General features: G+C 67.8%; 30 protein-coding genes. 17 read left to right on the forward strand and 13 right to left on the reverse strand.

Going from position 1 to position 26376, the window contains the following annotated elements; all coding sequences use genetic code 11:
• Both B2G71_RS00485 and B2G71_RS00490 read right to left on the reverse strand, forming a co-directional pair.
• Complete coding sequence (locus B2G71_RS00485) at positions 1–1326, reverse strand: terminase family protein (RefSeq protein ID WP_098103811.1); 1326 nt, start codon at positions 1324–1326, stop codon at positions 1–3.
• The gene (locus B2G71_RS00490; RefSeq protein ID WP_240529934.1) at positions 1313–1789 is read right to left on the reverse strand and encodes a hypothetical protein; all 477 of its coding nucleotides are present in this window, start codon (positions 1787–1789) and stop codon (positions 1313–1315) included. Before B2G71_RS00490 ends, B2G71_RS00485 begins: the two co-directional genes overlap by 14 nt.
• 206 nt (positions 1790–1995) lie before the next feature.
• Here B2G71_RS00490 and B2G71_RS00495 point away from each other — a divergent pair, with 206 nt between their 5' ends.
• The 5 genes from B2G71_RS00495 to B2G71_RS00515 all read left to right on the forward strand — a co-directional run bounded on the left by B2G71_RS00495 (position 1996) and on the right by B2G71_RS00515 (position 5520).
• Complete coding sequence (locus B2G71_RS00495) at positions 1996–2634, forward strand: YqaA family protein (protein WP_098103813.1); 639 nt, start codon at positions 1996–1998, stop codon at positions 2632–2634.
• Positions 2635–2709: 75 nt separating this feature from the next.
• On the forward strand, positions 2710–3669 hold the full coding sequence (locus B2G71_RS00500; RefSeq protein WP_098103814.1) for a TauD/TfdA family dioxygenase: 960 nt from the start codon (positions 2710–2712) through the stop codon (positions 3667–3669).
• Positions 3670–3706: 37 nt separating this feature from the next.
• Complete coding sequence (locus tag B2G71_RS00505) at positions 3707–4573, forward strand: alpha/beta hydrolase (RefSeq protein ID WP_240529935.1); 867 nt, start codon at positions 3707–3709, stop codon at positions 4571–4573.
• Positions 4574–4578: 5 nt separating this feature from the next.
• Positions 4579–5118: a nuclear transport factor 2 family protein gene (locus tag B2G71_RS00510; RefSeq protein WP_168176205.1), complete on the forward strand. Its 540-nt coding sequence runs from the start codon at positions 4579–4581 to the stop codon at positions 5116–5118.
• Between the two features lie 117 nt (positions 5119–5235).
• Positions 5236–5520 (forward strand): usg protein, encoded by a 285-nt coding sequence (locus B2G71_RS00515; RefSeq protein WP_098103817.1) that lies wholly within the window; start codon positions 5236–5238, stop codon positions 5518–5520.
• Between the two features lie 16 nt (positions 5521–5536).
• Here B2G71_RS00515 and B2G71_RS00520 read toward each other — a convergent pair whose 3' ends face one another.
• The 4 genes from B2G71_RS00520 to B2G71_RS00535 form a co-directional block, all read right to left on the reverse strand.
• Complete coding sequence (locus tag B2G71_RS00520; protein ID WP_098103818.1) at positions 5537–6436, reverse strand: sulfotransferase domain-containing protein; 900 nt, start codon at positions 6434–6436, stop codon at positions 5537–5539.
• Between the two features lie 130 nt (positions 6437–6566).
• Positions 6567–7817, reverse strand: a complete 1251-nt coding sequence (locus tag B2G71_RS00525) for an aminotransferase class I/II-fold pyridoxal phosphate-dependent enzyme (protein WP_098103819.1) — start codon at positions 7815–7817, stop codon at positions 6567–6569.
• Between the two features lie 10 nt (positions 7818–7827).
• On the reverse strand, positions 7828–8067 hold the full coding sequence (locus B2G71_RS00530; protein WP_098104374.1) for an acyl carrier protein: 240 nt from the start codon (positions 8065–8067) through the stop codon (positions 7828–7830).
• 76 nt (positions 8068–8143) lie between these two features.
• Positions 8144–8518 (reverse strand): response regulator, encoded by a 375-nt coding sequence (locus B2G71_RS00535; protein WP_098104375.1) that lies wholly within the window; start codon positions 8516–8518, stop codon positions 8144–8146.
• A gap of 103 nt (positions 8519–8621) precedes the next feature.
• Between B2G71_RS00535 and B2G71_RS00540 the strand changes: the two genes are divergently transcribed.
• From B2G71_RS00540 to B2G71_RS00560, 5 genes are read left to right on the forward strand one after another with little or no spacing between them, the layout of a single operon-like run.
• The gene (locus B2G71_RS00540; RefSeq protein WP_098104376.1) at positions 8622–8855 is read left to right on the forward strand and encodes a DUF3572 family protein; all 234 of its coding nucleotides are present in this window, start codon (positions 8622–8624) and stop codon (positions 8853–8855) included.
• Positions 8852–9499 carry a hypothetical protein gene (locus tag B2G71_RS00545; RefSeq protein ID WP_098103820.1) on the forward strand — a complete coding sequence of 216 codons (648 nt, stop codon included), beginning with the start codon at positions 8852–8854 and terminating at the stop codon, positions 9497–9499. The genes B2G71_RS00540 and B2G71_RS00545 overlap by 4 nt, the downstream gene beginning before the upstream one ends.
• Positions 9496–9960 carry a RidA family protein gene (locus B2G71_RS00550; protein ID WP_098103821.1) on the forward strand — a complete coding sequence of 155 codons (465 nt, stop codon included), beginning with the start codon at positions 9496–9498 and terminating at the stop codon, positions 9958–9960. The genes B2G71_RS00545 and B2G71_RS00550 overlap by 4 nt, the downstream gene beginning before the upstream one ends.
• Before the next feature lie 43 nt (positions 9961–10003).
• On the forward strand, positions 10004–10717 hold the full coding sequence (locus B2G71_RS00555; protein ID WP_240529937.1) for a glycerophosphodiester phosphodiesterase family protein: 714 nt from the start codon (positions 10004–10006) through the stop codon (positions 10715–10717).
• A complete protein-coding gene (locus B2G71_RS00560; protein ID WP_240529938.1) occupies positions 10714–11853 on the forward strand; it encodes a GNAT family N-acetyltransferase in 1140 nt (379 codons plus the stop codon). Before B2G71_RS00555 ends, B2G71_RS00560 begins: the two co-directional genes overlap by 4 nt.
• Before the next feature lie 12 nt (positions 11854–11865).
• Here B2G71_RS00560 and B2G71_RS00565 read toward each other — a convergent pair whose 3' ends face one another.
• Positions 11866–12192: a sel1 repeat family protein gene (locus tag B2G71_RS00565; protein ID WP_098103824.1), complete on the reverse strand. Its 327-nt coding sequence runs from the start codon at positions 12190–12192 to the stop codon at positions 11866–11868.
• A 288-nt stretch (positions 12193–12480) separates the two neighbouring features.
• Here B2G71_RS00565 and dksA point away from each other — a divergent pair, with 288 nt between their 5' ends.
• From dksA to B2G71_RS00590, 5 genes are all read left to right on the forward strand, one after another.
• Complete coding sequence (gene dksA / locus B2G71_RS00570) at positions 12481–12939, forward strand: RNA polymerase-binding protein DksA (protein ID WP_098103825.1); 459 nt, start codon at positions 12481–12483, stop codon at positions 12937–12939.
• Positions 12940–13077: 138 nt separating this feature from the next.
• Positions 13078–13443, forward strand: coding sequence for a PilZ domain-containing protein (locus B2G71_RS00575; protein ID WP_098103826.1), 366 nt, complete (start codon positions 13078–13080; stop codon positions 13441–13443).
• A gap of 66 nt (positions 13444–13509) precedes the next feature.
• A complete protein-coding gene (locus B2G71_RS00580) occupies positions 13510–15060 on the forward strand; it encodes an ABC transporter substrate-binding protein (protein WP_098103827.1) in 1551 nt (516 codons plus the stop codon).
• Between the two features lie 76 nt (positions 15061–15136).
• Positions 15137–15526, forward strand: coding sequence for a DUF4112 domain-containing protein (locus tag B2G71_RS00585; RefSeq protein ID WP_098103828.1), 390 nt, complete (start codon positions 15137–15139; stop codon positions 15524–15526).
• Positions 15527–15566: 40 nt separating this feature from the next.
• Positions 15567–15797 carry a hypothetical protein gene (locus B2G71_RS00590; RefSeq protein ID WP_168176199.1) on the forward strand — a complete coding sequence of 77 codons (231 nt, stop codon included), beginning with the start codon at positions 15567–15569 and terminating at the stop codon, positions 15795–15797.
• Positions 15798–15815: 18 nt separating this feature from the next.
• Here the strand turns inward: B2G71_RS00590 and arfB are convergent, their stop codons facing one another.
• From arfB to pabB, 4 genes are read right to left on the reverse strand one after another with little or no spacing between them, the layout of a single operon-like run.
• Complete coding sequence (gene arfB / locus B2G71_RS00595) at positions 15816–16223, reverse strand: alternative ribosome rescue aminoacyl-tRNA hydrolase ArfB (RefSeq protein WP_098103830.1); 408 nt, start codon at positions 16221–16223, stop codon at positions 15816–15818.
• On the reverse strand, positions 16216–16872 hold the full coding sequence (locus tag B2G71_RS00600) for an RNA pseudouridine synthase (RefSeq protein WP_098103831.1): 657 nt from the start codon (positions 16870–16872) through the stop codon (positions 16216–16218). Before B2G71_RS00600 ends, arfB begins: the two co-directional genes overlap by 8 nt.
• Positions 16869–18035: a pyridoxal phosphate-dependent aminotransferase gene (locus B2G71_RS00605; RefSeq protein WP_098103832.1), complete on the reverse strand. Its 1167-nt coding sequence runs from the start codon at positions 18033–18035 to the stop codon at positions 16869–16871. The genes B2G71_RS00600 and B2G71_RS00605 overlap by 4 nt, the downstream gene beginning before the upstream one ends.
• Positions 18032–19837: an aminodeoxychorismate synthase component I gene (gene pabB, locus B2G71_RS00610; RefSeq protein WP_098104377.1), complete on the reverse strand. Its 1806-nt coding sequence runs from the start codon at positions 19835–19837 to the stop codon at positions 18032–18034. Before pabB ends, B2G71_RS00605 begins: the two co-directional genes overlap by 4 nt.
• A 124-nt stretch (positions 19838–19961) precedes the next feature.
• Here pabB and B2G71_RS00615 point away from each other — a divergent pair, with 124 nt between their 5' ends.
• A complete protein-coding gene (locus B2G71_RS00615; RefSeq protein WP_098103833.1) occupies positions 19962–21560 on the forward strand; it encodes a helicase HerA-like domain-containing protein in 1599 nt (532 codons plus the stop codon).
• Positions 21561–21563: 3 nt separating this feature from the next.
• The gene (locus B2G71_RS00620; protein ID WP_098103834.1) at positions 21564–24230 is read left to right on the forward strand and encodes a M1 family metallopeptidase; all 2667 of its coding nucleotides are present in this window, start codon (positions 21564–21566) and stop codon (positions 24228–24230) included.
• Here B2G71_RS00620 and B2G71_RS00625 read toward each other — a convergent pair.
• Together B2G71_RS00625 and B2G71_RS00630 are read right to left on the reverse strand one after the other, a co-directional pair.
• The gene (locus tag B2G71_RS00625) at positions 24223–25641 is read right to left on the reverse strand and encodes an ATP-binding protein (protein ID WP_240529939.1); all 1419 of its coding nucleotides are present in this window, start codon (positions 25639–25641) and stop codon (positions 24223–24225) included. The two genes, B2G71_RS00620 and B2G71_RS00625, sit on opposite strands and share 8 nt — an antisense overlap.
• Positions 25641–26372: a response regulator gene (locus B2G71_RS00630; protein WP_098103835.1), complete on the reverse strand. Its 732-nt coding sequence runs from the start codon at positions 26370–26372 to the stop codon at positions 25641–25643. Before B2G71_RS00630 ends, B2G71_RS00625 begins: the two co-directional genes overlap by 1 nt.
• Positions 26373–26376: the final 4 nt, after the last annotated feature.

Here is a 26376-nt window from a genome sequence, read left to right on the forward strand (position 1 = left end):
TCAGGCCATCGACACGCGTGGTGCCGAGGTCCGATGAAGCATCAGTTCGGTCAGCGCCCAGACGAGCGCATCGGCGCGGTCGGGCGAGCGGCCCGGACCCTGGTAGCCGCCACCCGCGATCAACCCGCAGAGCTGGTCCTCGAGCAGCGGGAACGTCCCGGCATGGCGCGCGCGCCCGGTCTCGTAGAGCGCGGCGACCGGTTCGGCCCGCGCCGACTTGCCGCGACTGGCGTGGACCAGCCGCAGCGGCAGCGACACTTCGGCAGCGCGCAGGACGCTCGCCACCATGTCGCCGCCCTGGTTGGCCTCGACGACGACGCGATCGGCCGACCAGGCGTTTGCCGCGGCGGCGACCGCGCGCGCCCAGCGTTCGGGACTGGCGTTCTCCACCGAGGCGTCGGCGAGGACGTAGGCAATCCCGTCGCCCGCGAGCGCGCAGGCCACGATACCGCAGGCATCGCCACCGCTCGACGCGGGCGGGTCGACCCCGATCGCGACGCGCACGGCGGGCGGAGCCTCGCGCACGCGCCCGGTTTCGAGCATGCCCCGGGTCCACAGCGCCCCCGGCACGTCTTCGAGAAGTTCGCCGTCAAGTTCCTGGCGCGCCATGAGCGAGCCGGCGAGGCTGCCGCGCACGTCGGCGATGAAGTGCGCGGGCAGGTTGTCGGCATTGTCCTTCGTTCCGCCGCGCGTCACGGCGACCTCTTCAGTAGGCGCGGCAAGCAGGCGCCGGAGGAGCGGCACCGCGCGCGGCGTCGTCGTCGCGACGACTCGCGGCCGCTCTCCCAGCCTGAGCCCGAGCAGGAGATTGTCCCAGGCCATTTCCGCCCGGTTGCCCGCGTTCTCCCACTTCGCGATCTCGTCGCACCAGGCGTGGCTGTGCTGCGGTCCGCGCAGCGTTTCGGGTTCTCCGGCGGAGTAGAGCCAGGCGCGCGCCCCGTTCGGCCAGCTCAACCGCCGCAGCGAAGGTTCGAACGCGGGGCGCCGCCCGGGCGGGCTTACTTGCAGAATTCCGCTCTCGCCCTCGATCATCACCGCGCGGACTTCACCAAGCGCGCTACCGACGAGCGCGATGCGGGCTCGCGGATCGGCTTCGGCGACATGCCGGACCCATTCCGCGCCCGCGCGGGTCTTGCCGAAGCCGCGACCGGCCATGATCAGCCAGGTCCGCCAGTCGCCCGGCGGCGGCAACTGCTGCACCCGTGCCCACAGCCGCCAGTGCGTTTCAAGCTCCGCCTGCTCGGCTTCGGACAAGGTTGCCAGCTCGCGCTTGCGGTCCGCGGGCTCCAGCTTCAGGAGGAAGGCGAGCCGCTCACTCCTTGTCATCGAGCCCCCGGGCCGCCCGCTGGGCGCGTTCGCGCATCTTGTCGATCTTCGCGTCGATCGAGGCGAGGATTGCGTCGGCGTTCTGGTTGTCGCGCTGGGCCCGCTGCCTGGCCGCGCTTTCGCGGTGCAGCACCAGCAGCCGGAAGGCGGTGGCGTTGTCGTAGGTCCGCACGCCGCGCTTGGCGCCGGTCGCGGGCTTCATCTCGCCGGTCCGCAGCCGCTCGAGCAAGTTCATTTCGAGGTGTTCGTAGCCCTCGAACAGCGCTTCCTGCCATTCGCGGTGGAACTCGGGATCGCTGCGGCGGGCTTCGTAGACTGTCGTCGGCGAGATCCCGGCCTTCTTCGCCGAGGCCTTGACGTTCGACGAGTTCGCAAGCTCGGCGAGGAAGGGCTTGCGCCATGACTGGTGCTTGCGTGCGGTCGGCGCAGGGTCTTGCGCGCCGCACGTCGACTTGTCCGCCATCGAGAGGCTTGCTCCGGTTCGACAATTTCGAGGAGATCGCGAGGAGAGCGCCGGGGCGACTCGGTCCTTCGCGATGTTCCCTTTTTGTGCCATAACAGCGTGACGGTGTCAACAAAAAATAACCAAATAGGTTATCGGCTTCGCTGCTTGCCGGTTTCGCGGGCCCGTTCTAAGCACGCGGTTCAAGGATTGATCGGGATCTCGCCATGTTGCGCCGCCTTTACGACTGGACCATGGCCAAGGCCGCGCACCCCAAGGCGGAGTGGTGGCTCGCCGCCATCGCCTTCATCGAATCGAGTTTTTTCCCGATTCCGCCGCACCCGCTGCTGGGGCTGATGTGCCTGGCCGAACCCAAGAAAGGCGTCCGCTTCGCGCTGATCGCGACGTTCGCTTCGGTCCTGGGCGGGCTGTTCGGCTATGCGATCGGCTACTTCCTCTACGCCTCGGTCGGCGCCACGCTCATCCAGGTGCTGGGGCTCAGCGAGAGCTTTCCCAAGGCCGCCTGCTATCTGCGCGAATACGACGTCGAGGTGATCCTGATCGCTGGCGCGACGCCGGTTCCGTTCAAGCTGCTTACGATCACCGCCGGCTTCATCGAGATGGCGCTGATCCCGTTCGTTCTTGCCAGCCTCGTTGGCCGGGGCCTCACCTTCATGTCGGTGGGCGTGCTGTTCCAGCTCTTCGGGGCGCCGATCAAGGCGATGATCGACAAGCACCTCGGCAAGCTGACCGCGCTGTTCGCCGTGCTGCTCGTCGGCGGCTTCGTCGTGATCGCCCTGGCCGGCGGAGACGCCAAGCAGAGCAATGAGAAATGTGAACAGGCTGTGGCGGCAGTTCCGGCCTGAGCCGGTTTACGCGCGCGCGCGCCATCTCCTAGGCGAGGCGGGATCGTCAGAAGTCAGGTCTTCAGGAGAGCCACCTTGTCCGCATTCGCCATCCGGCCCCTTGCCGAGAATCTGCCATTTGGCATTCGCATCACCGGCCTCACGCTGCAGGCGCTCGAAGAGGAGACCACTCGCTGCGAGATCGACGCGCTGTTCGTCGAGCACGGCATGATCGTGTTCGAGGGGGTCGAGCAGAGCGACGAGATGCAGCTCGCGATCAGCAATTGCTTCGGCCCGCTCAAGGAACATCCGGTCAAATCGGTGGGGCGCGTCGATTCGGATCGCATGCCCGGCGTGATCGAGATCCGCAGCCAGCGCGGGCGTGGTATTGTCGAGGTTGACGGCAAGCAGGTCTCGCACTGGCTGCCCTGGCATTTCGACCACTGCTACAACGACGAACTCAACCGCGCTGGCGTGCTGCGCTCGGTCGAGCGAGTCGAGGATGGGGGGATTACCGGGTTCATGGACGGGATCGCGCTTTACGAGCAGTTCCCCGAGGATTTGCGTAAGCGCATCGAGGGCAAGGATGTGATCTACAAGCTCGAGACGCAGTACGACGAGCTTACTTTCGGGCGTCCCGAGCAGTATCGCATGGTCGAGCCCAAGCCGATCTCCGATGCGTTCCGCGAGCAGGTCGCGGGCATGTCGCGCGCGATCCATCCCGCGGTCTGGACGCGTCCGACCGGCGAGAAGGTGCTCCACGTCTCGAACTACATGGCCCAGGGCATCGTCGGCGAGGAGAACGCGGCGGGCGATGCGTTGCTGGAGGACGTCTGCCAGCAGATCAACGCGTTGGGCGCCTCGTGTTCGTATCATCACAAGTGGCGGCCCGACGACATGGTGATCTGGGACAACACGCGCATGCTCCACTGCGTTTCGGGCAACGATCCCGAGCAGGAGCGGCTGATGTACCGCACCACCATCGCGGGCGACTATGGCCTCGGCCGTTGGGAGACCAAGCCGGCGGAAATGGCGCAGGCCGACGCCATGGCGTGACGCGCGCCGCAGGATAAAACCGGATCGGGAGAGACAATTGGCGAAGATCGATGTCGGAGGGCTGACGCTCGACTACGAGTTCCTGGGCGATGAAGGCGCCCCGCCGCTGGTGCTGACGCCGGGCGGTCGCTATCCGCGCGACACGGCGGGCGTCCCCGAGCTGGGCGAGAAGCTCGCCGAGGCGGGTTTCCGCGTGCTGCTGTGGGACCGTCCCGGTTGCGGCGCGTCCGACATCGCCTTCACCGCGCCAAGCGAATCGGTGATGAATTGCGAGGCGCTGGTCGGACTTGTCGAGGCGCTGGGGCTCGAGGACGTCACGCTCGTCGGCGGCTCGGCCGGCTCGCGCATCACTCTGATGGCCGCCGCGCGGATACCGGAGAACGTGCGCCGGATGGCGATCTGGTGGATCAGCGGCGGGCCGGTCGGCCTTGCCGGGCTCGCCTGGTTCTATTGCGGCGACCAGATCGCGGCGGCCTCGAAGGGCGGGATGGAGGCTGTGGCGGCGCTGCCGAGCTGGGCCGACCAGACCGCGCGCAATCCCAGGATCCGCGACATCCTGCTGGCGCAGGACCCGGAGCAATACATCGAGACGATGCAGGCCTGGGGCAAGGCTTTCGCCTATTCGGACGAGACACCCGTGCCGGGCATGGCTCCTGCGGATTTCGCGAAGCTGACGATGCCGATCCTCGTCTTCCGTTCGGGCAAGTGGGACATGGCGCATACCCGCCGCACGTCCGAATGGGTCAACGAACTGCTGCCCAATTCCACTTTCGTCGAGCCGCCCTGGGACGACCAGGAATGGAACTACGTTTCGACCTTCCCGGTCGATACCGCCAATCGCCGGGGCCGTTTCGAACGCTGGCCGCTGCTTGCGCCGATGCTGATCGATTTCCTCAAGGACTGATGCCGATGGACGCCGCGATGGAAGCAAGGCTCGCCGAACTGCTTGATCGCGATGCGATCTGGCAAGTGATGCAGCGCTATGCGCGCGGGCTCGACCGGCTCGACAATCCGCTGGTGCGCTCGTGCTACTGGGACGATGCGATCGAGGATCATGGCGCCTTCGTCGGCACGCCCGACGATTTCATCGCCTGGGCCGACGGCACCACGCTTGCCTTCGAGACGACTTCGCACGGTCTGATGAACCACACCTGCGACCTGCAGGGCGAGGATGCCTATTGCGAGACCTATTTCGTGTTTCTCGGCAAGGCGGCGCAGGGGCCGCACCTCATGTCGAACGGCCGCTACGTCGATCACTTCCGGAAGCGCGGCGCCGAATGGCGCATCGCCAACCGGGTCTGCGTGATCGATGCGCAATACGAACTCGCGACATTCGGCCCGGCGGCGCAGATGCCGCCGCATTACACCGAGGACGAGCCCAGCCAGGCCACGCGCGACCGCAATGACGTGAGCTATCACCGGCCGCCCGTTCCGCGCCGTCCCCGGTAGGCTCTTGCTGCCCGCGCTCCGGAATCTCCCGGGGATTACGGTCACTTGACAGTAACCCGTGATATGGCATCTTTGGATCGCTGCACTGCAACAAACAGCGCGGTGCCAAGGAGGGCTATGGGCGGTCAGACCGAAGCTAGTCAGGATTTCCTCAAGCAACTCGAGGGCTACGGGCTCTCGACCGTCGAGATCCACTACCATCTGCCAGACCATCCCAAGCTCCTGCAGCTCTTCGCTTTCCAGCAATACGACGTCGCGCCGCGCTTTCCCGTGCTCAAGGACTTTCTCGACTACTGGACTCGCGAGATTCACGGGCCGCTGCACTCGGTCCGCGTCGCGCACCAGCGCCTGATCGGGCCCAGCGAGTGGCGCGCCGTGGACGGGGTCATCTCGATCCACTGACGCGCCGCATGCGGGGTCAGCGCCGCATCATCCAGGCCGCGCATTCCTCGCCGAGTTCGGCAATGGCGCGCGCTTCGAAGGCGGCGCAGTCCTGATCGGTGAGGACCGACTGCCAGCGGCCGTTGGTGCCCTTGTTGATGAAGGTGGCCGCTCCGCCCTCCCAGAACGCGCCGCCGAGCGGCGCGGCGGTCTCGGCGTTGGCTTTCATCCACTCGAAGCTGCAGAGCTTTTCGATTTCGGGCCAGTCGGCGGGATCGACGTCGGCGTCGAGGAAATGGGCGATCTCGCGCATGGTGCCCGCCAGGTCGCGCTTGAGGTCAGCGAAGTGGATCAGCTTGACATGGGGCAGTTCCCGGATTGCCCACCAGCTGCGAATGTTCTCCCAGAACGACCAGAACGGGAAGCCGTCGCGCTCGAACCAGTCGAGAAAGTAGCGCCGCACGTCAGCGGGGGGCGGCTCGATCGGCGGGCCGACGCGACCGGGGGTGTCGTTCAGCGCCTCGTAGAAAAGCGCATTGGCGTTGGCGTGGTGGTTATGCAGGCTCCACACGACGTCGCGGCCATCGCGGCCGATGTAGATGTAGCGCGCCTCGCGCGAGAAGCGCAGCGCGTCGACCGGCAGGTGCGTCTTTAGGAAGCGCCGGCCTTGCTGGGCTTCGATCTCGGGTAGCTTGATGTGCTTGGGCGGCACTCTGAGGTCGACCCATGGCGAGAGATCGGCGGTGCGAAGCCGCGGGTCGGGGCCATGCAGGAGCTGGCCGACGATCTGCTGCGTCCAGGTCGTGCCGGACTTGGCGTAAGTCGCGATGATGACGTCGTCGGGCCGGAACTTGAAGTCGTCCCAGATCGTCGAGTCGAAATGGTGGCTGTGCAGGTCGCGCGTCTTTACAGGGAAGCAGGAAGCCAGGGTGGTCATTTCTTCGGGGTCCTCACATGCGCCGCCACTTTGGCGTGCGCGATGGCGCCTCTATGTCAGGCGCGCGAGGACTTCGTCGTGATCAATGCCACAAGCACGATGTGACTTCGTTGCGCGGCCGGGTGGCCCTTCAGATGATCCCGGTGGCCTTGCCCGCGTTCTTGAACATCCCGACGATCTGACCGACCTGCTCGCCGGTGTGCTCGGCGCAAAGCGAGCAGCGCAGCAAGGTCATGTTCGCGGGCGTCGCCGGCGGCCTTGCAAGGTTCACGTAGAGCCCTTCGTGGAGCAGCGCTTCCCACATCGCCGCGCCCCTTTCGAGATCGGGCATGATCACCGAGATGATCGCGCTTTGCGGCTCTTCGGTACCGAGCTGGAAGCCCGCGGCTTTCAGCTCGCCATGCAGGCGGCGCGAATTTTCCCGGAGATGCGCGCGCTTGTTGCCCGCGTGCATCAGCTTGCGGATCGATGTGGCGGCGGTCGCCACCACGCTTGGCGGCAGGCTGGCGGTGAAGACGTAGGGACGGCAGACGAGGCGCAGGATCTCGAACTTCGGGTGGTTCGAGACGCAGAAGCCGCCGACCGTGCCGACCGACTTCGAGAAGGTGCCGATCACGAAATCGACGTCGTCGAGGCAGCCCTGGTCCTCGGCGACGCCGCGGCCGTTCTCGCCGATGAAGCCCATCGAGTGCGCCTCGTCGACGAGCACCATCGCGCCGTATTTCCTGGCGACAGCGATCATCTCCTTGAGCGGGGCGATGTCGCCGAGCATCGAGTAGACGCCCTCGAGCACGACCAGCTTGCCCGCCCCTTCCGGGATGCGCCGCAGGCGTTTCTCCATCGCCTCGAGGTCGTTGTGCTTGAACGGCACGACCTCGGCGTCGCCCATGCGGCAGCCGTCCCAGATCGAGGCGTGACTGTCGATGTCGAGGACGATGTAGTCGCCCTTCGCGGCGATCGTCGAGATGATGCCGAGGTTCGCCTGATAGCCGGTCGAGAACACCATCGCGTGGCGCGTGCCGTAGAAGTCGCATAGTGCTTCCTCGACCGCCTTGTGTCCGGCGTAAGTGCCGTTGAGCACGCGGCTTCCGGTCGTGCCCGAGCCGAAATCGTTGAGCGCCAGCTTGCCCGCCTCGATCACGTCGGGGTCGAAGGTCATGCCCATGTAGTTGTAGGTGCCCAGCAGGATCGTCTCGCGCCCGTTGCATACCGCCACGGTGGGCGAGAGCACGCGCTCCATCACGAGCCCGAACGGGTCCTCGACGCCCGAGGCGAGAAGGCCGGCGCGCATCGCGATGAGATCGTCGAACTTCGAGAAGAGGTCGGGCTCGCCGCCTTCGCGCTGCGGCGGCTGGTCGGGCTGGTTCACGGCTTGTGTCATTGCGGTTGCGTCAGCCCTTGAGCTTGATGACGGCGTCGACGAGCTGGCCGTAGGTTTCGATCTCGGCCTGCTGGTTCATGCTGATGATGATGTCGAACTCGTCCTCGATCGCGGCGACGAAGTCCATCACGGTGAGACTGTCGAACTCGAGATCGTCGGTGAAGCGGGTCTCGTCGATGATCTCGACGCCCTTCTTGTTGAAGGGCTCGATCAGGCCGGCGATACGGGCCGAGGTGGCGGCGCGGTCCATGGTCATTGGCTCCGGAATCTGCATGTCGGCTCTGTGGCCGGGAATTGGGGCGCAAAAGCGGCGTAGCGGCGGCAAGTCAAGCCGCGGGCTCGATCAGGCCCTTGACGGCCGCCATGAAGGGACCGATCGAAACCGGCTTGGCGAGGTAGTTGTCCGCACCCGCGTCGCGGATGCGTTCCTCGTCGCCCTTGCCGGCATAGGCGGTGACCGCGAGCACGGGGATCGAGCGCAGCGCGCTGTCGCGCTTGGCCGCCTCGATCAGGTCGAGACCCGAGACGTTGGGTAGCTGGATGTCCATGATGATGAGGTTGGGTACGAAGGTGCGCGCGCGATCGAGCGCCTCGAGCCCGTCGGCCACGGGTTCGACCGCGTAGCCCTGGCTCTTGAGCACGTCGCAGAACAGGCGCCTGTTGAGTTCGTTGTCCTCGACAACGAGGATTCGCTTTGCCATTCGGTTTCCGGACACCATCTTTGGGTCCTGCCCGTCCTATGGCAGATGCAAGAGGCTGACAATTCTCAAGCGAGAGCCATCCCCCGCCCTCGACCCTCAGGCCCTGGCGCTCGACGCGCTGGTCTGGGTGCTCGGCGACGTCCCGAGGTCCGAGCGTTTCCTCGGGCTGACCGGGCTCACGCCCGATTCGCTGCGCGCTTCGCTCGGCGAGCCGGCGACGCTCGCGGCGGTGCTCGAGTTCCTCTGCGCGCACGAGCCCGATCTGGTCGCGGCGGCCGAGGCGATGGGCCGCGATCCGGCGGAGCTGGTCCGCGCGCGCGGAGCGCTGGCATCATGAGCCGCCCGCTGGTGATCACCGATTGCGACGAGGTCCTGCTCTACATGGTCTCGCACTTCCGCGATTGGCTGGGCGAGGAAGAAGGCGTCACCTTCACCATGGGCAACGGCGAATTCGTGCAGGCGATGCGCTATGCCGAAAGCGGCGAGCCGGTCGCGCCCGAAGACATCTGGCGCCTGCTCAACACCTTCTTCGACGGGCAGATGCACCGCCAAACGCCGGTCACCGGCGCGGTCGAGGCGATCGCGGCGCTTGGCGATCATGCCGACATCGTGGTTCTGACCAATCTCATGGACTTTCGTCAGGAGGCGCGCACGCGCCAGTTGCGCGATCACGGCATCGACCTGCGCGTCTACACGAACCAGGGGCCCAAGGGTCCGGCGCTCAAGGCGATTCTCGACGAATACCGGCCCAGCCGCGCGGTGTTCATCGACGATCTGGCGCAGCATCACGATTCGGTGTCCGAAGCGGCGCCGCACGTCGACCGCCTGCACTTGTGCGCCGAACCGCTGCTGGCTCCGCACATCGCCTGCGCGCACGAGGCGGGCCACGCCCATGCCCGGATCGACGACTGGAGCGACGCGCTCCCGTGGCTGATCGGGCGATTGAACCGAGACGACGACAAGGAACAGGAAGAGAAATGAGCACGATCGATGCGAGACTGGCGGACCTGGGTCTGGTCCTGCCCGAACCCGCCGCGCCGGTGGCCGCCTATGTGCCGGTCATGGTCGCCGGCGGCCTGGCGCACGTTTCGGGCCAGTTGCCGTTCGTCGAGGGCGAACTCGTCACCGGGCGGCTCGGCGAGGACGTGTCGCTCGACCAGGGTCTGGTCGCGGCGCAGGCCTGCGGCGTGATGATCCTGGCGCAGCTCAAGGCCGCGCTCGGTTCGCTCGACCGCATCGAGCAGGTGGTCAAGCTCGGCGGCTTCGTGAACTCGACCGCCGCGTTCACCGATCAGCCCAAGGTCATCAACGGCGCTTCGGAACTGATGCTCGCGGTTTTCGGCGACGCGGGCCGCCATGCCCGCAGCGCGGTGGGGGTGGCGGCGCTGCCGCTCGGCGCCGCGGTGGAGGTCGATGCGATTGTTTCCCTTAAGCCTGCTTGATCGCTGGGTCGCGCCGGCCCCCGATCCGCACAAGGTTGCTTGGATGGCCGGCCAGGACTACGCGCACCGCGGGCTTCACGGCGCGGGTCGCGTGGAGAATTCGCTCGGCGCTTTCGAGGACGCGCTCGCGCGGGGCTACGGCATCGAGTGCGACGTGCGGCGCGCGTCGGACGGGCGGGCGATGGTGTTCCACGACGCCGACCTAGCACGCCTTACCGACGAGACCGGACTCGTCGCGGCGCGCGATTCGAAGGCGCTCGGCGCGATCCGGTTCTCCGGGAGCGGCGAGACGATTCCCTCCTTGCGCGAGGTCCTGACTCTGATCGGCGGGCGGACACCGATTCTGATCGAACTCAAGGCGAGCCGTGAGGAAAGGATCGCGGCGCTGTGCCTTTCGGTGCGGCGCGTGCTCGAGGGCTATACCGGTCCGCATGCGGTGATGAGCTTCGACCCGCGCGTGGCGCGCTGGTTCTACCGCCATTCGCCGCACACGGTGCGCGGGCTGGTGGTCACCGAGGACGAGGACAAGGCGCTGCCGGGCCATCTGCGCCGCCAGTTCGCGCTGTGGCACGGACGGCCCGATTTTCTCGCCTACGATATCCGCGACCTGCCCAGCCGCTTCGCCGCGGCGCAGCGGCGGCGCGGGCTATGCGTACTGACCTGGACCGTCCGCACCCCGCAGCATCTCGAGCGCGCCCGGGCCCATGCCGATGCCGCCATCGCCGAGGGCGACGGGTTCGGCGGGGCGGCGGCGTGAGCGGAGGGGAATTCGTTGCGCGCGTCGCGAACGGCGTCGGCGACGTCGCAGCCGCGGACTGGGACGCACTCAGCGACGGAGACAACCCGTTCGTCAGCCACGCATTCCTCACCGCGCTCGAGGATTCGCGAAGCGTCGGCGGACGCAGCGGCTGGATTCCGGCGCCGGTGCTGATCGAGGCGGAGGACGGCACGCTCGCCGGTGCGCTTCCCGCCTACGTCAAGGAGCACAGCCAGGGCGAATATGTCTTCGACCACGCCTGGGCCGATGCCTGGATGCGCGCCGGGGGCGACTATTACCCCAAGCTGCAGATTTCGGTGCCGTTCACGCCGGCGACGGGACCGCGCATCCTGACGCGCGACGAAGCGCTGGTGCTGCCGCTGCTGCGCGCCGCCGAATCGATCTGTGACCAGAGCGGCCTGTCCTCGGCACACGCGACCTTCATCGAGCCCGCGCAGGTGCCCGCTTTCGAACAGGCCGGCTGGCTGCTTCGCGACGACATCCAGTTCCACTGGGAGAATCGCGGCTATGCGGACTTCGACGCTTTCCTGGCCGCGCTCTCGTCGCGCAAGCGCAAGGATATCCGCAAGGAGCGGGCAAAGGCGCAGGAGGGGGTCGAGATCCGTGCGCTGCGCGGGGACGAGATTCGCCCAAAGCACTGGGACGCGTTCTGGCGGTTCTATCAGGACACCGGGATGCGCAAATGGGGTCAGCCCTACCTCACGCGCGAGGCGTTCACTCTGCTGGGCGAACGCATGGCCGAGAAGATCCTGCTCATCCTCGCGTTCGACGAGGGCGAACCGATCGCCGGGGCGCTCAATTTCATCGGTGGCTCGGCGCTATACGGCCGCTACTGGGGCGCCGTGGTCGACAAGCCCTTCCTGCACTTCGAGCTGTGCTACTATCAGGCGATCGACGCGGCGATCGCGCTGGGACTCGAACGCGTCGAGGCCGGGGCGCAGGGCGGCCACAAGCTGGCGCGGGGATACGAGCCGGCGCGGACCGTTTCGGCACATTACATCGCGCATGACGGATTTCGCGAGGCGGTCGCCGATTTCCTGCGCCGCGAGCGCGAAGGGATCGCGCAGAACCAGCTCTGGCTGGGCTCGCGCACGCCCTTCCGCAAGGATGGGTAGAGTGCGCGCGCCTCAGGCGGCGCGGCGAGTCGAGGCGGAGAGCCATTCGCGCGCGCGGCGCTGGGCCTCGGCGATTTCGCGCGCGGTCATCTCGTCGGAAATCTCGGCGCGACAGGTCGCTGCCTCGTCGTGGCCGGCGACGGCAGCGAGGTTGAACCACTTGTGCGCCTCGACGAGGTCGGTGTCGACGCCGTGGCTGCCGGTCGAATAGGCGACGCCGAGATCGAAATAGGCGGTGTCGTCGCCCTGGGCCGCGGCCGCGAGGCAGGACGCCACGAGCAGGTCTTCGTTGTTGAGATTGGCCTCCCGATCGGCCTGGTTGATCGAAATCACTTCCATAATCCAAACCCCCTGTGCGGCGGCGAGCGTCCCGTTGCTCGGCCGATGCAACCATGGTGCCTCCCGTTGGCTAACAACCGGTTAACCACGAATGCGAGACTCTGCAGAGACGGGCGTTTGCCAAGCGCAAGCGAAGCTTTTTGTGCAAACTGATCGCATCCGGCTTGTTTCAATAAGTACATGGATTTATAGGCGCGGCGAACCACGGTTCGCAGGGGTGCCACCGGGATCGCCCGGGGCCGCAGGGCGAATTGCGATCCGGGGACTCTATGGTGCGGAGTTCTTTGCATGGCCACGGCCCTAGCTGACGAAATTGATGTGCTCGCCAAGGCGAGGCGCTCGATAGCGGGGGACTATTTCCCCGCGGACGACGAATCCTACATGTGCGAGGCGCAGCTGGATTATTTCCGCAAGCTGCTCATGGCCTGGAAGCGTTCGATTCTCGACGCTTCCGCAGGAACGCTTGCCCAGTTGCAGGACGGCCCAATCCGCGAGCCCGATCTTAACGATCGTGCCTCGAGCGAGACCGACTGGGGCATCGAGCTGCGCACGCGCGACCGGCAGCGCAAGCTTATCGCCAAGATCGATTCGGCGCTGCGCCGCATCGAGGAAGGCGAGTACGGCTATTGCGAAGTGACCGGCGAGCCGATCGGCCTCGGCCGGCTCGTCGCCCGCCCGATCGCGACGATGACGGTCGAAGCGCAGGAAGCGCACGAGCGTCGCGAAAAGATCTCCCGCGACGATTGATGCGACCGGGCTCCGCCCCGGGGCCGCCCCTTAAGACTTCGTTAGCCAGCTTTCGGCTAACCTTGCCGTGCCGAGCCAGAGATTCTGAGCCTCGGCCCGCTTTTCCTCGAGGACTGCCAGGACACCGGAACGAGACTGATGGACGCAAATGACAATAGGCAAATCGCTCGCGACAGCCTGTTTCTCATGGCGGACCTGCGGATCGACGGGGGCGAGGGCGAACATCGCATCAAGATGCGCAACCTTTCGGCCGGCGGGATGATGGGCGAAGGCCAGGCGAGGGTCGTGCGCGGCGCGGTCGTCGAGGTCAACATTCGCAATATCGGCTGGGTCGAAGGAACGATCGCCTGGGTCCAGAGCAACCGCTTCGGCATCGCCTTTCGCGACGAGATCGACCCCAAGCTGGCGCGCGAACCGGTGCGAGCCGCCGATGACGAGCGGCCCTCGTATCTGCGGCGGTCGGGCGCGCCGGTCAGCGAAGGCACTGCCGTCCGCAAGATCTGATGCGGCCGACGCGAGTTCGTCCAAATCCATTTTCCGCGCGCGCGAAAATCGACTAGATCCTCGGTCATGGCCGTAGTCCGCTCCCTGGCGCGAGGTGCACTGGTCGCGGCGTGCGCCGCGACGCTTGCCGCTTGCGGCCGAACCGATTCCTCGCAGCTCGATCTCGTCGTCATCGGGTCGCCCGAGGACCCGTTCCAGACCGGGGCCCGGCTCTCCACCGCCGGCAGTCTCGCCACGGCCTCGACGAACGAGGGCCTCGTCTCCTTCGACGAGCAAGGGCGAGTCGTGCCCGCGCTTGCCGACCGCTGGATCGTCACCGATGACGGTCAGAGCTACATCTTCCGGCTGCGCGACGGCGACTGGCTGGGTGACGCCGGGGAACTCACCGCGCGATCCGCCAAGACCGCTTTCGATGCCGCGCTCAAGAAAGTGCGCGGCACTCCGCTCGGCCTTGATGTCGCGCCGATCGAGGAAGTGGTGGTGCGCGCGGGACGGGTCATCGAGATCCGCCTCGCGCATCCGATGCCGAACCTCCTGCAATTGCTCGCGCAGCCCGAGCTCGGCTTGCGCTACGATGGCGAGAGCGGCGGCCCGATGACGATGACGCCGGAGGGCGATCGCGCGATCTTCGTCCCGATCGCGCCGTCCGTGCTCGGCCTGCCGGAGATCGAGGACTGGGAGACGCGCACCCGTGCCGTGGTCATGAGCGCGCTGCCCGGCGATGCGGCGATCAAGGCCTTCAACGACGGCGAGGCCGATCTGGTGCTCGGCGGCCGGATCGAGGATTTCCCGCGCACCAGTTCGGTCGGGATCCTGCGCGGCACGATCCAGCTCGATCCGGTGACCGGGCTCTTCGGGCTGCAGGTTATGAACGACGAGGGGTTCCTCGCCGAGGCGGTCAATCGCGAGGCGCTGGCGCTGGCACTCGATCGCTCGGCCCTGATCGCGCCTTTCGGGCTCGGCGGCTGGGCGCCTTCGACACGGATCGTGGCGCCGGGGCTCGAAGGCGACATCGGCACGATCGGCGAGCGCTGGCCCGAGCAGTCGCTTGAGGACCGGCGCCGTGTCGCGGCCGCGCGCGTGGCGCTGTGGCGCGCGACGCGCGGTGACGAGACGGAAGACGAAGGCGAGGCCGCGTCCGCCGCCGGCAAGCCCCCGACGGACGCGTCGGCCGGGCCCGGCCTGCGCCTCTCGGTCTGGTTGCCCGACGGACCCGGAGCCGACATCCTGTTTCGCGGAATCGCCGGCGATCTCGCGACGATCGGCATCACCGCGGAGCGCGCGGGTCCCGAGGAGGACGGCGACTTGCGGCTCGTCGATTCGGTCGCGCGCTATCCGCGCGCGAGCTGGTTCCTCAACCGTCTCGCCTGCGTGAACAAGCAGGGCTTGTGCAGCAAGGAAGCGGATGCGCGGGTCGGCGAGGCGGCCGATGCGACCGACGAGGCGGATCGTACGGCGCTGCTCGCCGAAGCCGAGGCCGAACTGACCGCGGCGAACGTGTTCATTCCCTTCGGCCCGCCGATTCGCTGGTCGCTGGTGCGGGGCGACGTCGACGGCTTCGCTACCAACCCGTGGGGCTGGCATCCCTTGATGCCGCTCGCGATGCTCCCCAGATAGAGCCTGCGGCTCCGCGCGACGGAGTTTCTTGGCGGAGGACAAAGGCTTGGCAGCAGAGCACGGCACGACCCGGCGGATGCCGGTCGACTTTCCGATGGGGACCGATCCGGCTTCGATCCGGCGACGCATCGAGGCGCTCGAGGCGATTCTCGAACGCGCGGCGGTGATTCCCGGCACGCGCATGCCGGTCGGGCTCGATGCGATCCTCGGGCTGGTGCCGGTCGCGGGCGACCTCGTCTCGGCCGCGCTGGGCCTCTATCTCGTCTGGGAAGCGCGCAATCTGGGCATGTCGAAGTTCCAGCTCGCGCGGATGGTGACCAATGTCGGCGTCGACACGGCGCTCGGCGCGGTGCCGCTGGCCGGCGATCTGTTCGACTTCGTGTTCCGCTCGAACAGCCGGAACCTGAAAATCATCCGCAAGCATCTCGACAAGCATCACCCAGAGACGCGGGTTATCGACGTCTGACGCTTTCGCCGCGTCGAGACCGGCGCTAGAGATGCGCGTCATGAGGATGGCGTGGCTTCTGTTTGCGACGATGGCGCTCGCGGCCTGCGGCAAGGCGGACAACGCTCCCGGCCCGGGCGGCGTCACGGTCGGTGAGGCGCGCGCGCTCGACGAGGCGGCGGCCATGCTCGACAAGCGCCGTCCCCCGCCCGAGGCGCTGATCCCGAATGCCCGGCGGCAGGAAGACGCGCCACAAGGGCCGGAACAGTCTCCGCCGAGCGAATCGCCCTGAACCGGACCCGGCGGCGGGTTAGTCCGGCCGCACCTTGCCGCGCCCGGCCTTGACCGCGCCGCGCAGCTTCTTGCCCTTGAGCCGTTGAGTCTTGCCGACGCGGTTGAGGCGGCTTTTCTTGCGCTTTTCGGGCAATTGATGCGCCGCTTCGATAAGTTCGACGAGCCGGTCGCGCGCGTCGGCGCGGTTGGCGTCCTGGGTGCGGAACTTGCGCGCGGTGAGCACCAGTTCGCCGCTGGCGGTCATGCGGTTTCCGGCTAGTTGCTTGAAGCGCTGGAACACCGGCGGCGCCAGCCGCAGCGCGAAGACGTCGACGCGAAGCTGGACCGCGGTCGCGACCTTGTTGACGTTCTGCCCGCCCGGGCCCGAAGCGGCGATGAAACTCTCGCTCGCGGCTGCGAGCGCGCGTTCGATCGCATCATTCATCGCTGAATCCCAGCGCCGCGAAATCCGCCGGCAGCGGGCTCACCGCCTCGATAGCGGGCTTGCCTTCGCGCGGAACGCCCAGCGCGGCCGCGTGCAGCATCGTGCGGTCCGCGCCCTTGCCGTCGCCATAGACCGGATCGCCGAGCAGCGCGAAGCCCAGGCCCTGCGCGGCGTGGACGCGGATCTGGTGCGTGCGGCCAGTCTCGGGCCGGAACTCGACCAGGGTCAGGCCATTGCGCGTGGTCAGCCGCCGCCAGTGCGTCACCGCCGGCTTGCCGCGCCGCGCCGCGATCATCCGCCAGCCGTCCTTCGCGGTGCTCACCTTGCTCAGCGAGAGCAGGATCGAGCCTTCATCCTCGGTGACTTCCCCGGCGACGATCCCGAGATAGCGCTTGGTCACCAGCCGCTCTTCGAAGGCGCGCGAAAAGCGCTTGAGCGCCTTGGGATTGCGCGCGAGCAGGAGGCAGCCCGAGGTGTCGCGGTCGAGCCGATGGACCGGGGCGGGCTCGCGCTGGAAGCCGAGCCGCAGCGCGTCGAGATGGTCGGCGAGGCTCGGCCCTCCGCTGCGCGGCGGATCGAGCGGCAGGCCCGCAGGCTTGTCGATCACCAGCGCCTCTCCGTCCTCGAACAGGATCGCCGGCGTGGTCACGACAGCGCCTTCGCGATGCGTGCGCAGGCTTCGCGCAGGCGCGCATCGTCGGCGGCGAAGCTGATGCGGAAGCCGTCGCGCCCGCCGAACGCGGAAGCCGGGACGATGGCGACGCCGTGGTCGAGCAGGTGCATCGCCAGCGCGGCGTCGTCCTTGAATCGCGTCATCAGCGGCGCGGCGTCTACCATGCAGTAGAACGCGCCATCGGGCACGGGAGTCGAAAGGCCGGGCACCGCGTTGATCGCCTCGACCACCAGATCGCGGCGCGCGCGGAAGCGCTCTCGCCATTCGCGAAGGAAGTCCTGCGTGCCTTCGAAGGCGGCGATCGCGGCTGCCTGGCTGATCGAGCAGGGATTGCCCGAGGCGTGCGACTGGAGCTTTTCCATCGCCTGGATCAGCCACGCCGGACCCGCCGCGACACCGATGCGGAAGCCGGTCATCGCGTGGCTCTTGGAGACGCCGGAGACGGTCAGCACGCGCTCGGCGAGGTCGGGGCACAGCGCCGCGAAGGCGGCATGCGGCGCGCCGGTGTAGATCAGCGGCGAATAGATGTCGTCGCTCAAAATCAGCACGCGCGGGTGGCGACGCAGCACCTCGCCGATCGCGAGCAGCATCTCGCGCGGATAGACCGCGCCGGTCGGATTGCCGGGGCTGTTGAGCATGAGCCAGCGCGTGCGCGGTCCGATCTGCGCCTCGAGTTCGCCCGCGCTGAAACGGAAGCCGTTCTTCGCCGAGGTGCGCAGCGGGATCGGGCTGGCGCCCGCGAACTTGACGATCTCGGGATAGCTCACCCACCACGGCGCGGGGACGATCACCTCGTCGCCTTCGCCCACGGTTGCCATGATGGCGTGGAAGATCGCCTGCTTGCCGCCCGCACTGACGGTGATGTTGGCGGTCGGAGCTTCGATCCCGAGGTCACGGGCGAAGTGCAGTGCGGCGGCCTGTTTCATCCGCGAGGTGCCGCCCACCGGAGTGTACTTGGTCTGGCCTTCGTCGAGCGCCGTCTTGGCCGCTTGGATGACGTGCGGCGGCGTCGCGAAATCGGGCTCGCCCACCGAAAGCGAGATCACGTCGACCCCGTCTTCGCGCAGCCGCGTGGCGCGGTCGGTCATCGCCGTGGTCTGCGAGGGTGAAATGCGGTCGAGGGCGGGGGACGTGATCATGGCGCAAGCAGCTTCGCGGGCCTGAGGCCGCGCAGGGCATTGCCGACCAGGAAGCCGCCGGCGAGATCGTCGAGCGTGAGTTCGGCTTCGCGCGCGCGGCCACTGTCGAGCAGCGAGCGCCGCAGCACGCCGGGCAGCAGCCCGAGCCGGGCCGGCGGGGTCAGCAGCACGCCGTCGCGCTCGAGGAAGATCGTGGTGAAGCAGCCCTCGGTGACGAGACCGTCGTCGCGCAGCAGGATGGCCTCGTCGGCTCCGGCGGCGTGCGCCGCTTCGAGCCCCGCCTCGTAGAAGCCGCGATCGCTGGTCTTGTGACGCAGCCGCCAGTCGCCCGCATCGAGCGGCAGGCGCAGCACCGCGACGGTCATCGTTTCGGGCAGCGGCGCGGGCATGTCGGCTAGCTCGAGGCTGTAGGCACCGCTGCGCGCCGCGACGAGCCGCAGGCGCGAGGGTTTCTCCGAATCGAAGCACAGCGCCTGGATGGCGTTGCGCACCGCGTGCCGGTCGAAGCTGAAGCCCAGTTCCTCGGCGCTTTGTCTGATCCGTTCGAGATGCAGTTCGAGCAGTGCGATGCCCTCCTCGGGCGTGAAGCGCATTGTCTCGATCAAGTCGAAAGCGGCAGGCGATCCTTGCCCCGACTGTCGCACGAAACCCCCTTTGACCAGGCACTCACGCCACTCGGCGAGTGCCTCCGAATCCGCGACGATCGCGGAGCCGACCCCTAGTACCGCCTGGCCTTCGCCGTCTCCGGCGCCGGTCAGGCACAACGTCCGGATTGCCACATTGAAGGCGGCATCGCCAGTGGCATCGATCCGGCCGATGGCCCCGCAATAAGGGCCGCGAGGATAATGTTCCGTTTCCGCGATCAGTTCCATCGCACGAATTTTCGGCGCACCGGTGATCGAGCCGCAGGGAAAGAGGGCTTCGATGAGGTCGAGCGCGTCGAGACCGGGGCGCAGCTCGGCGCGCACGGTCGAGACCATCTGGTGCACCGTGGGATAGCTTTCGACAGCGAAGGGAGCCTCCACCCGCACGCTGCCGGGCACCGCGACCCGAGCGAGGTCGTTGCGCATGAGATCAACGATCATCAGGTTTTCGGCGCGGTCCTTGGCCGATGCCGCAAGGTTCGCGCGGAGCCGGGCATCCGCATCGGCATCACCGCCGCGCGGACGCGTGCCCTTCATAGGCCGCGTGCGCACCTGCCGGTCGCTGAGCGAGAAGAACAATTCGGGCGAGAAGCTCGCGAGCCATTGGACGCCGTCATGGACCAGTCCGCCGTAGCCGGCGGCGGCGGCACCGCGGATCGCGGCGTAGAGCGCCACGGGATCGCCGTGGAATCGGCCCGCGAGCGGGAAGGTGAGGTTCGCCTGATAGATGTCTCCGGCCGCGATTGCCTCGCGCAGCCGCGCGAAATCCTCGGCATAGCGGCCCATGGAGACCCTCGGCTCGAGCGGCCCGATCGAGGGCGTGCCGCCGGTCGCGAGCTGGCCGAGCCGTCCGGGCACATCGACAGGAGCGATCGTCTCGTAGCCGGAGAAAGCCCCGAACCATAGCAATGGCCAGGGAACGGGCGCGTGCTTCGCCAGGCACGGAGCGAGCCGCGGTTCGAGTGCGAGCCCGGCTTCATAGGCAAGGTAGCCCGCCAGATCGTAGCCCTGCCGGCGCAGCGCCCGCATCCGCTCGAGCGCCGGCCTCACTTCCGAGACGGTGCGCGCGACCACGGTCTCGACCGGCGCGCGATAGAAGCGCGCATCGGCCGCGCCCTGTTCGCGGGCGTCATCGAGGAGGAGGAACGGTTCGGACATCTTCAGGCGGTTCCGCGTGGCGGGAGCCACCCCCTAGCGCTCCGCGCCGCCGCTGGCAAAAAGGCTCTCGCGTCGTGGGCAGGCATTACCTATCAATGGGTTCTGATACAGGCGGGAGCGGAACATGGGAGAGATTTACCTGGGCCTGGGCGGCGATGGCGCGCGCCAGGTCTTGCGGCTCGAGCGCGCCAACCGCCATGGCCTGATCGCGGGCGCCACCGGCACCGGCAAGACGGTGTCGCTGCAAACCATCGCCGAGCAGTTCTCCGCCGCCGGCGTCCCGGTGTTCATGGCCGACGTCAAGGGTGACCTCTCGGGCATTTCCATGGCGGGCAGCCCGCAATTCAAGAACGCCGGCAAGCTGGAGGAACGCGCTCGCGAGATCGGGCTTGCCGACTATGGCTATTCCGACAATCCGGCGATCTTCTGGGACCTGTTCGGCGAGCAGGGTCATCCGATCCGCACCACGATCTCGGAAATGGGTCCGCTGTTGCTGGCGCGCCTGCTCGACCTCAACGATACCCAGGAAGGCGTGCTCAACATCGTCTTTCGCTTCGCCGACGAGCAGGGGCTGCTGCTGCTCGACCTCGAAGACCTGCAATCGATGCTGGCCTTCACCGCCGAGAACGCGAGCGAGCTGACCGCGAAGTACGGTAACGTCTCGAAGGCCAGCGTCGGCGCGATCCAGCGCCAGCTCCTCTCGCTCGACAGCCAGGGCGCGGCGATGTTCTTCGGCGAGCCCGCGCTCGAGATCGACGATTTCATCCGCTGCGACGAGCAGGGGCGCGGCTATATCAACGTGCTCGCCGCCGACAAGCTGATGCGCAGCCCCAAGCTCTACGCGACGTTCCTGCTCTGGCTTCTTGCCGAACTGTTCGAGTCGTTGCCCGAGGTCGGTGATCCGGAGAAGCCGCGGCTGGTGTTCTTCTTCGACGAGGCGCACCTGCTGTTCGACGATGCGCCCAAGGCCTTGCAGGACAAGATCGAGCAGGTCGTCCGGCTGATCCGCTCGAAGGGCGTTGGCGTGTTCTTCGTGACGCAGAACCCGATCGACGTGCCCGAGGACGTCGCCGGTCAGCTCGGCAACCGGGTGCAGCACGCGCTGCGTGCCTTCACGCCGCGCGACAAGAAGGCGATCAAGGCGGCGGCCGAGACCTTCCGGATCAACCCCGAACTCGACGTGGAGGCGGCGATCACCGAACTCAAGGTCGGCGAGGCGCTCGTCTCCACGCTCGACGGTGACGGCGCGCCCTCGGTCGTGCAGCGCACGCTGATCGCGCCGCCGCGCTCGCGCCTCGGCCCGGTTACGCCCAAGGAACGCGCGATCGTCCAGTCGGTCAGCCCGTTCGACGGCAAGTACGATACGCGGGTCGATCGCGAGAGCGCGGAGGAAGTGCTCGCCGCCAAGGCCGCCGACGCCGCCGCGACCGCCGCGGAGGTGGAAGAGAAAGGCCGTGAGGAAGTCGCCAAGCGCGAGCGCCGCCACACCAGCCTGTGGGACGGGATCGGCGGCAGGATGGCCAAGGCCGCCGTCGGCGCGGCCGCCGCGAGCGCGGGCTCGATCCTGGCGGGCAAGCTCCAGGGCCGGACCAGTCGCGCCAATCCAAAGGCGACCGCCGCCAGCGCCGCCGCCGGAACGCTCGGCTCGACGCTCGAAAAGGCGATCGGTATTCCCGGCATCGGCCGCTTCGCGCGAAACCTCATCGGCGGGTTGATGCGCTAGCGAATGACGTTGTGGCGCCTTCTAATTCTTGCCGCGCTGGGGATCGTTGCGACGGTTCCGGCGTGGGGAAGCGATGCGCAGCCGATCGAAGTCCACGGCCTTCGCCCGCCCGCGCTGCCGCCGCTCGCCGCCAAGCTGGGCGACGAGGTCACGCCGCTCGCGGTGCGCCTCGATCTTACGGTCGATCCGGCGCAGTTCGAATTTTCCGGCGAAGTCGAGATCGACGTCGATCTCAGGGTGCCGGTCGACCACATCGATCTGCACGGCCGCAACCTGCGCGTTGCGAGCGTCCTGCTGCGCACCGCGAGCGGCCCGATCAAGGCGCGCTGGCGCCAGGTCAGCGCGTCGGGCCTCGCCCGCGTCGAACTGGACCGGACCGTGCCCGTCGGCCGCGCGACGCTGGAGATCGCCTTTGCCGCCGACTTCGCCGACGGGCCTTCGGGGATGTTCCGGGGGAAAGTCGACGGCGCGTGGTATAGCTGGACGCAGTTCCAGTCGATTGATGCGCGCACCGCCTTTCCCGCCTTCGACGAGCCGCGCTTCAAGACGCCTTATACGACGGTCGTGCGCACGCCGCCCGGACTGGTCGCGGTCAGCAACGGCGCCGAACTCTCGCGAACACGCGAGGCCGGGCTCGACGTTCACCGTTTCGCCACCACCAAGCCGCTTCCCAGCTATCTCGTCGCGGTGATGACCGGACCCTTCGTGGTGCTCGAGGGCGAGGCGCCGCCGAGCCCGCAGCGGCCCCGGCCGCTGCCCATGCGCATCGTCTCGACGCCGCAGAATGCCGGCCACCTGCAATTCGCGCTCGACAATTCGGCGCGGATGATCGCGCTGCTCGAGGACTATTTCAACGAACCGATCCCGCTTGCCAAGCTCGACCAGGTGACATCGCCGATGCTGCCCGGTGCGATGGAGAACGACGGCGCGATCCTCTATCGCGACGACCTCATCGTGCTCGACGACGATGCTTCGGTAGCCCAGCAGCGCGAATTCGCGCGTGTCGTCGCGCACGAGCTGGCGCACCAGTGGTTCGGCAATCTCGTGACGCCCGCCTGGTGGGACGACCTCTGGCTGAGCGAGAGCTTCGCCAACGCCATGGGCTACCACATCGGCGACGCCTGGCGGCCGGACCTCAACCTTCGATCAGCCGCGCTGGTCGAGGGCTTCAAGGCGATGGACACCGACGCGCTGCTCAGTGGCAGGCCGGTTCGCGAGGCGATAGAGACCGACGAGGGCATCGATGCCGCCTTCGATCCGATCACGTACGGCAAGGGTGGCCAGATCGTGGCGATGGTATCGAACTACCTTGGCCCGGGCCAGTTCCGCGCGGGCGTGCGGCGCTACATCGACCGGCACCGCTATGGGTCGGCCACGAGCGACCAGCTCTTCGCGGCGATCGCCGAGGAAGCCGACGACCCCAGGATCGTCGGGGCCGCGCGGAGCTTTCTGGGTCAGCAAGGCGTTCCGCTGCTCGTCTTCCGCCGCGAGGGTGATCGCTTCCGCCTGTCGCAGCAGCGCTACGTGCCCTATGGCGTCGAACCGCGCGACGACCTGTGGACGATACCGATGTGCGCGCGGCGCGCGCAGGCAAGGCTGTGCCGCATGCTCATCTCGCGCAATGACCAGTTCGAACTCGACGGCAACGGTCCGATCGTCCCCAATGCGCGGGGGGCGGGCTATTACCGCTTCGAACTGGCGGAGCGGAACTGGAAGGCGCTGATCCGGCACGCGGCCGACCTTAGCGGGGGCGAGGCGCTGGCGCTGGTCGATTCGCTCAAGGCCTCGATTCTCGCCGGTCGCGGCACGATCGGGGAACTGGCGCTGCTGGCGCGCAAACTGCGCGACCATCCCGACAGCTATGCCGCCGACGCGCCCGACAAGGCGATGAGTTCGCTGGTCACGATGGGCCTCGTCGACGCGACCGGGCGGTGGGGCTGGCGGCGCTTCCGCCAGAGGCTCTACCTCCCGCTGCTCAAGCGCTACGGCTTCGACCCGAGCGCGGGCGCCTATGCGGGCGAACCGGCCGAGCGCTCGCAGCGGCGGGTGCAAGTGGTCGCGGCGCTGCTCGGCACGCCGGGCGGCGGACGCCTGCGCGACAATCTGATGGCGGCGGTCACCGCTTATCTCGCCGGAGACAAGCGCGCGCTCGACGAGACCTGGCTCGACCACGGGCTCGACCTCCATCTCTATTTCAACGGCGAGGCGGCGGCGCGCGAACTCGTCGAAAAAGCGCTCGCTTCCGACGATCCGGTGTTTCGCCCCGAAGCGCTCGCGGCGGCGTCGCGCACCGGCGACAAGGACGTGTCCGCCTGGCTGCTCGATCTCAAGGACCCGCGACTGCGCGAAAGCGAGCGGCAGGAGATCGTCGAGGGCGTCATGGCGCGCAGCGCGACGCGCGAACTCGGCTACGCGTGGATCCTGCGCCATCTCGACGCGCTGCTCGAAGGCTCGAGCGGGGTCTACTACGCTTCGCGGCTGCCGCGCGCGCTGGGGCATTTCTGCTCGCGCGACTGGGCCGAGCGGATCGCCGAAGAGATGCGACCGCGTTTCGCACTGACTTCGGGCGCGACCGAACTCGAACGCTCGATCGAGCGGGTGCGCAATTGCGGCGCGCTCGACCGCGAACTCGGAGCGGTGATCTCCGAGGAGTTTCGTGACCTCAAGTGAGCGGCAGTTCGATCCGCGCACGCAGTCCGGCGACGCCGCCGTCGGCGGCGATGCGGTTGGCGAGCGTCAGCGCGCCGCCGTGCTGCTCGGCGATGGCGCGGGCCAGCGCCAGTCCGAGACCCGCGCCGCCGGTTTCGGTGTTGCGCGAGGGATCGCCACGCGCGAACGGCTCCATCATCGCCTCGATGCGATCCTCGGAAATGCCGGGACCGTCGTCTTCCACCTCGATCACCGCCTTGCCCACTTCGCGCCGCAGGCTCACCCGCGCGGTCCTGCCGTAGCGCAGGGCGTTGCCGATCAGGTTGCGCAAGGCACGGCGCAGCCAGGTCGGCCGCAGTTCGAGCACGATGCGCTCGGCCTCGCCCAGTTCGACCGGCTCGCCCATGTCCTCGTAGTCCTCGACGATCGAAGCGACGAAGGCGGAAAGTTCCGAGCGTTCGAGCGGATCGCTCGGACGCCCGACGCGTGCGAGCGAGAGGATGTCATCGAGCGTGCGCACGATGTCCTCGATGGTGCGCGCCATGCGTTCGCGCTCGTGCGAATCCTCGACCGATTCGATCCGTACCCGTAGCGCGGCGAGCGGGGTCTTGAGATCGTGGCCGATCGCGCCGAGCATGACGTCCTTCTCGTCGAGCAGCGCGACGATGCGCGCTTCCATTGCATTGTGCGCCACGATCAGCCGGCGCATGTCGTCGGGCCCGGCGGGCGGGACCTGCCCGGCGAGATCCTGCGTCGCCGCGAAGGTCTCGACGCGCCGGGTCAGCGTCGCCAGCGGCCGCGTGATGCGCCGCAGGATCAGCGCGATCGCGCCCATCAGTACGAGGTAGATGGTCAGCGTCTGCAGCAGCAGCGGCACCACCAGTTCGGCCTCGATGCGCGGCGTGCGCACCCGCGCAGTCATCCACGGCGCGCCCTCGCCCGTGCGTATGCTGACCAGCAGCAGGTGGTCGCCGAAGCGATCGGGCGGAGGATTGGGTATGGTCTCGAAGCGCTCGGCGCGTCTCTGCTCGTGGCGCAGGGCGGCCGCATCATCGCCGACGCGCCGGTGCGTGACGACGATATCGCGGGCGACGATGCCCTGGTCGCGCAGGATGGCGGCGATATCCTCTTCGAGTTCCGCGTCGCGCACTTCGCCAGCCCGCACTGGGGATTCCCGCGTATAGAGCACCGGAATGCCGCGGCCCCGATGGCCGGTCATCGGGCCGGGCGCGCCGCGGTGCCATCCGCGCGTCCTGGAATCGCGCGACACCATCGCCAGCTTGAAGGCCGCCGCGTTGACCATCGCGCCCTCGAAGCGGGCGCTTTGCGCACGATAGACGAGCACGGCGCCCAGCCCCTGGACGAGCAGCAGCGCGCCCGCGACCGCGAGCAGCATCTGCCCCATCAGGCTGCGCGGCCGGAAAATACGCACTAGTCTTCCCGGGTGAGGCGGCGCACGTCGGCCGCGAGCATGTAGCCGCCGCCCCACACGGTCTGGATGAGCTGCGGATTGCGGCTGTCGGCCTCGACCTTGCGGCGTAGCCGGCTGACCTGGTTGTCGACGGCACGATCGAACAGATGCGCCTCGCGTCCCTGGACCATGTCGAGCAGGCGATCGCGGTCGAGCACTTGCCGGGGATGTTCGAGAAAGGCCATGAGCAGGCGGAATTCCACCGACGAGATGGCGACGACGGCGCCTTCGGGGTCGGTCAGGCGCCGCTTGAGCGGATCGAGCTGCCAGCCTTCGAATTCGAACACCTCGTCCTCGCCCGAATGCGGCGCGGCGCGGCCGGCGCGGCGCAGCACGCTGCGGATGCGCGCGACCAGCTCGCGCGGTTCGAACGGTTTGACGACATAGTCGTCGGCGCCGATCTCGAGTCCGATGATGCGATCGGTCGCCTCGCCCCTGGCGGTGATGAAGATCACCGGAATGTCGCGGCTCTCGACGAGATGGCGGCACAGCGAGAGGCCGTCCTCGCCGGGCATCATGATGTCGAGCAGCACGAGAGCGGGGCGTTCCTCGCGCAAGCGGCTGCGCGCATCCGCCGCGCTGGCTGCCTCGGTCACGACGAACCCCTGGCGCGAGAGATACTCGGCCAGGGGTTCGCGCAGCGAGGCCTCGTCATCGATAAGCAGCAGCCTGGGCGAAGCGGGCTCGTTCATCGTG

Origin of the sequence: Novosphingobium sp. PC22D (assembly GCF_002556635.1) — a bacterium.
Classification (GTDB): Bacteria; Pseudomonadota; Alphaproteobacteria; order Sphingomonadales; family Sphingomonadaceae; genus Novosphingobium.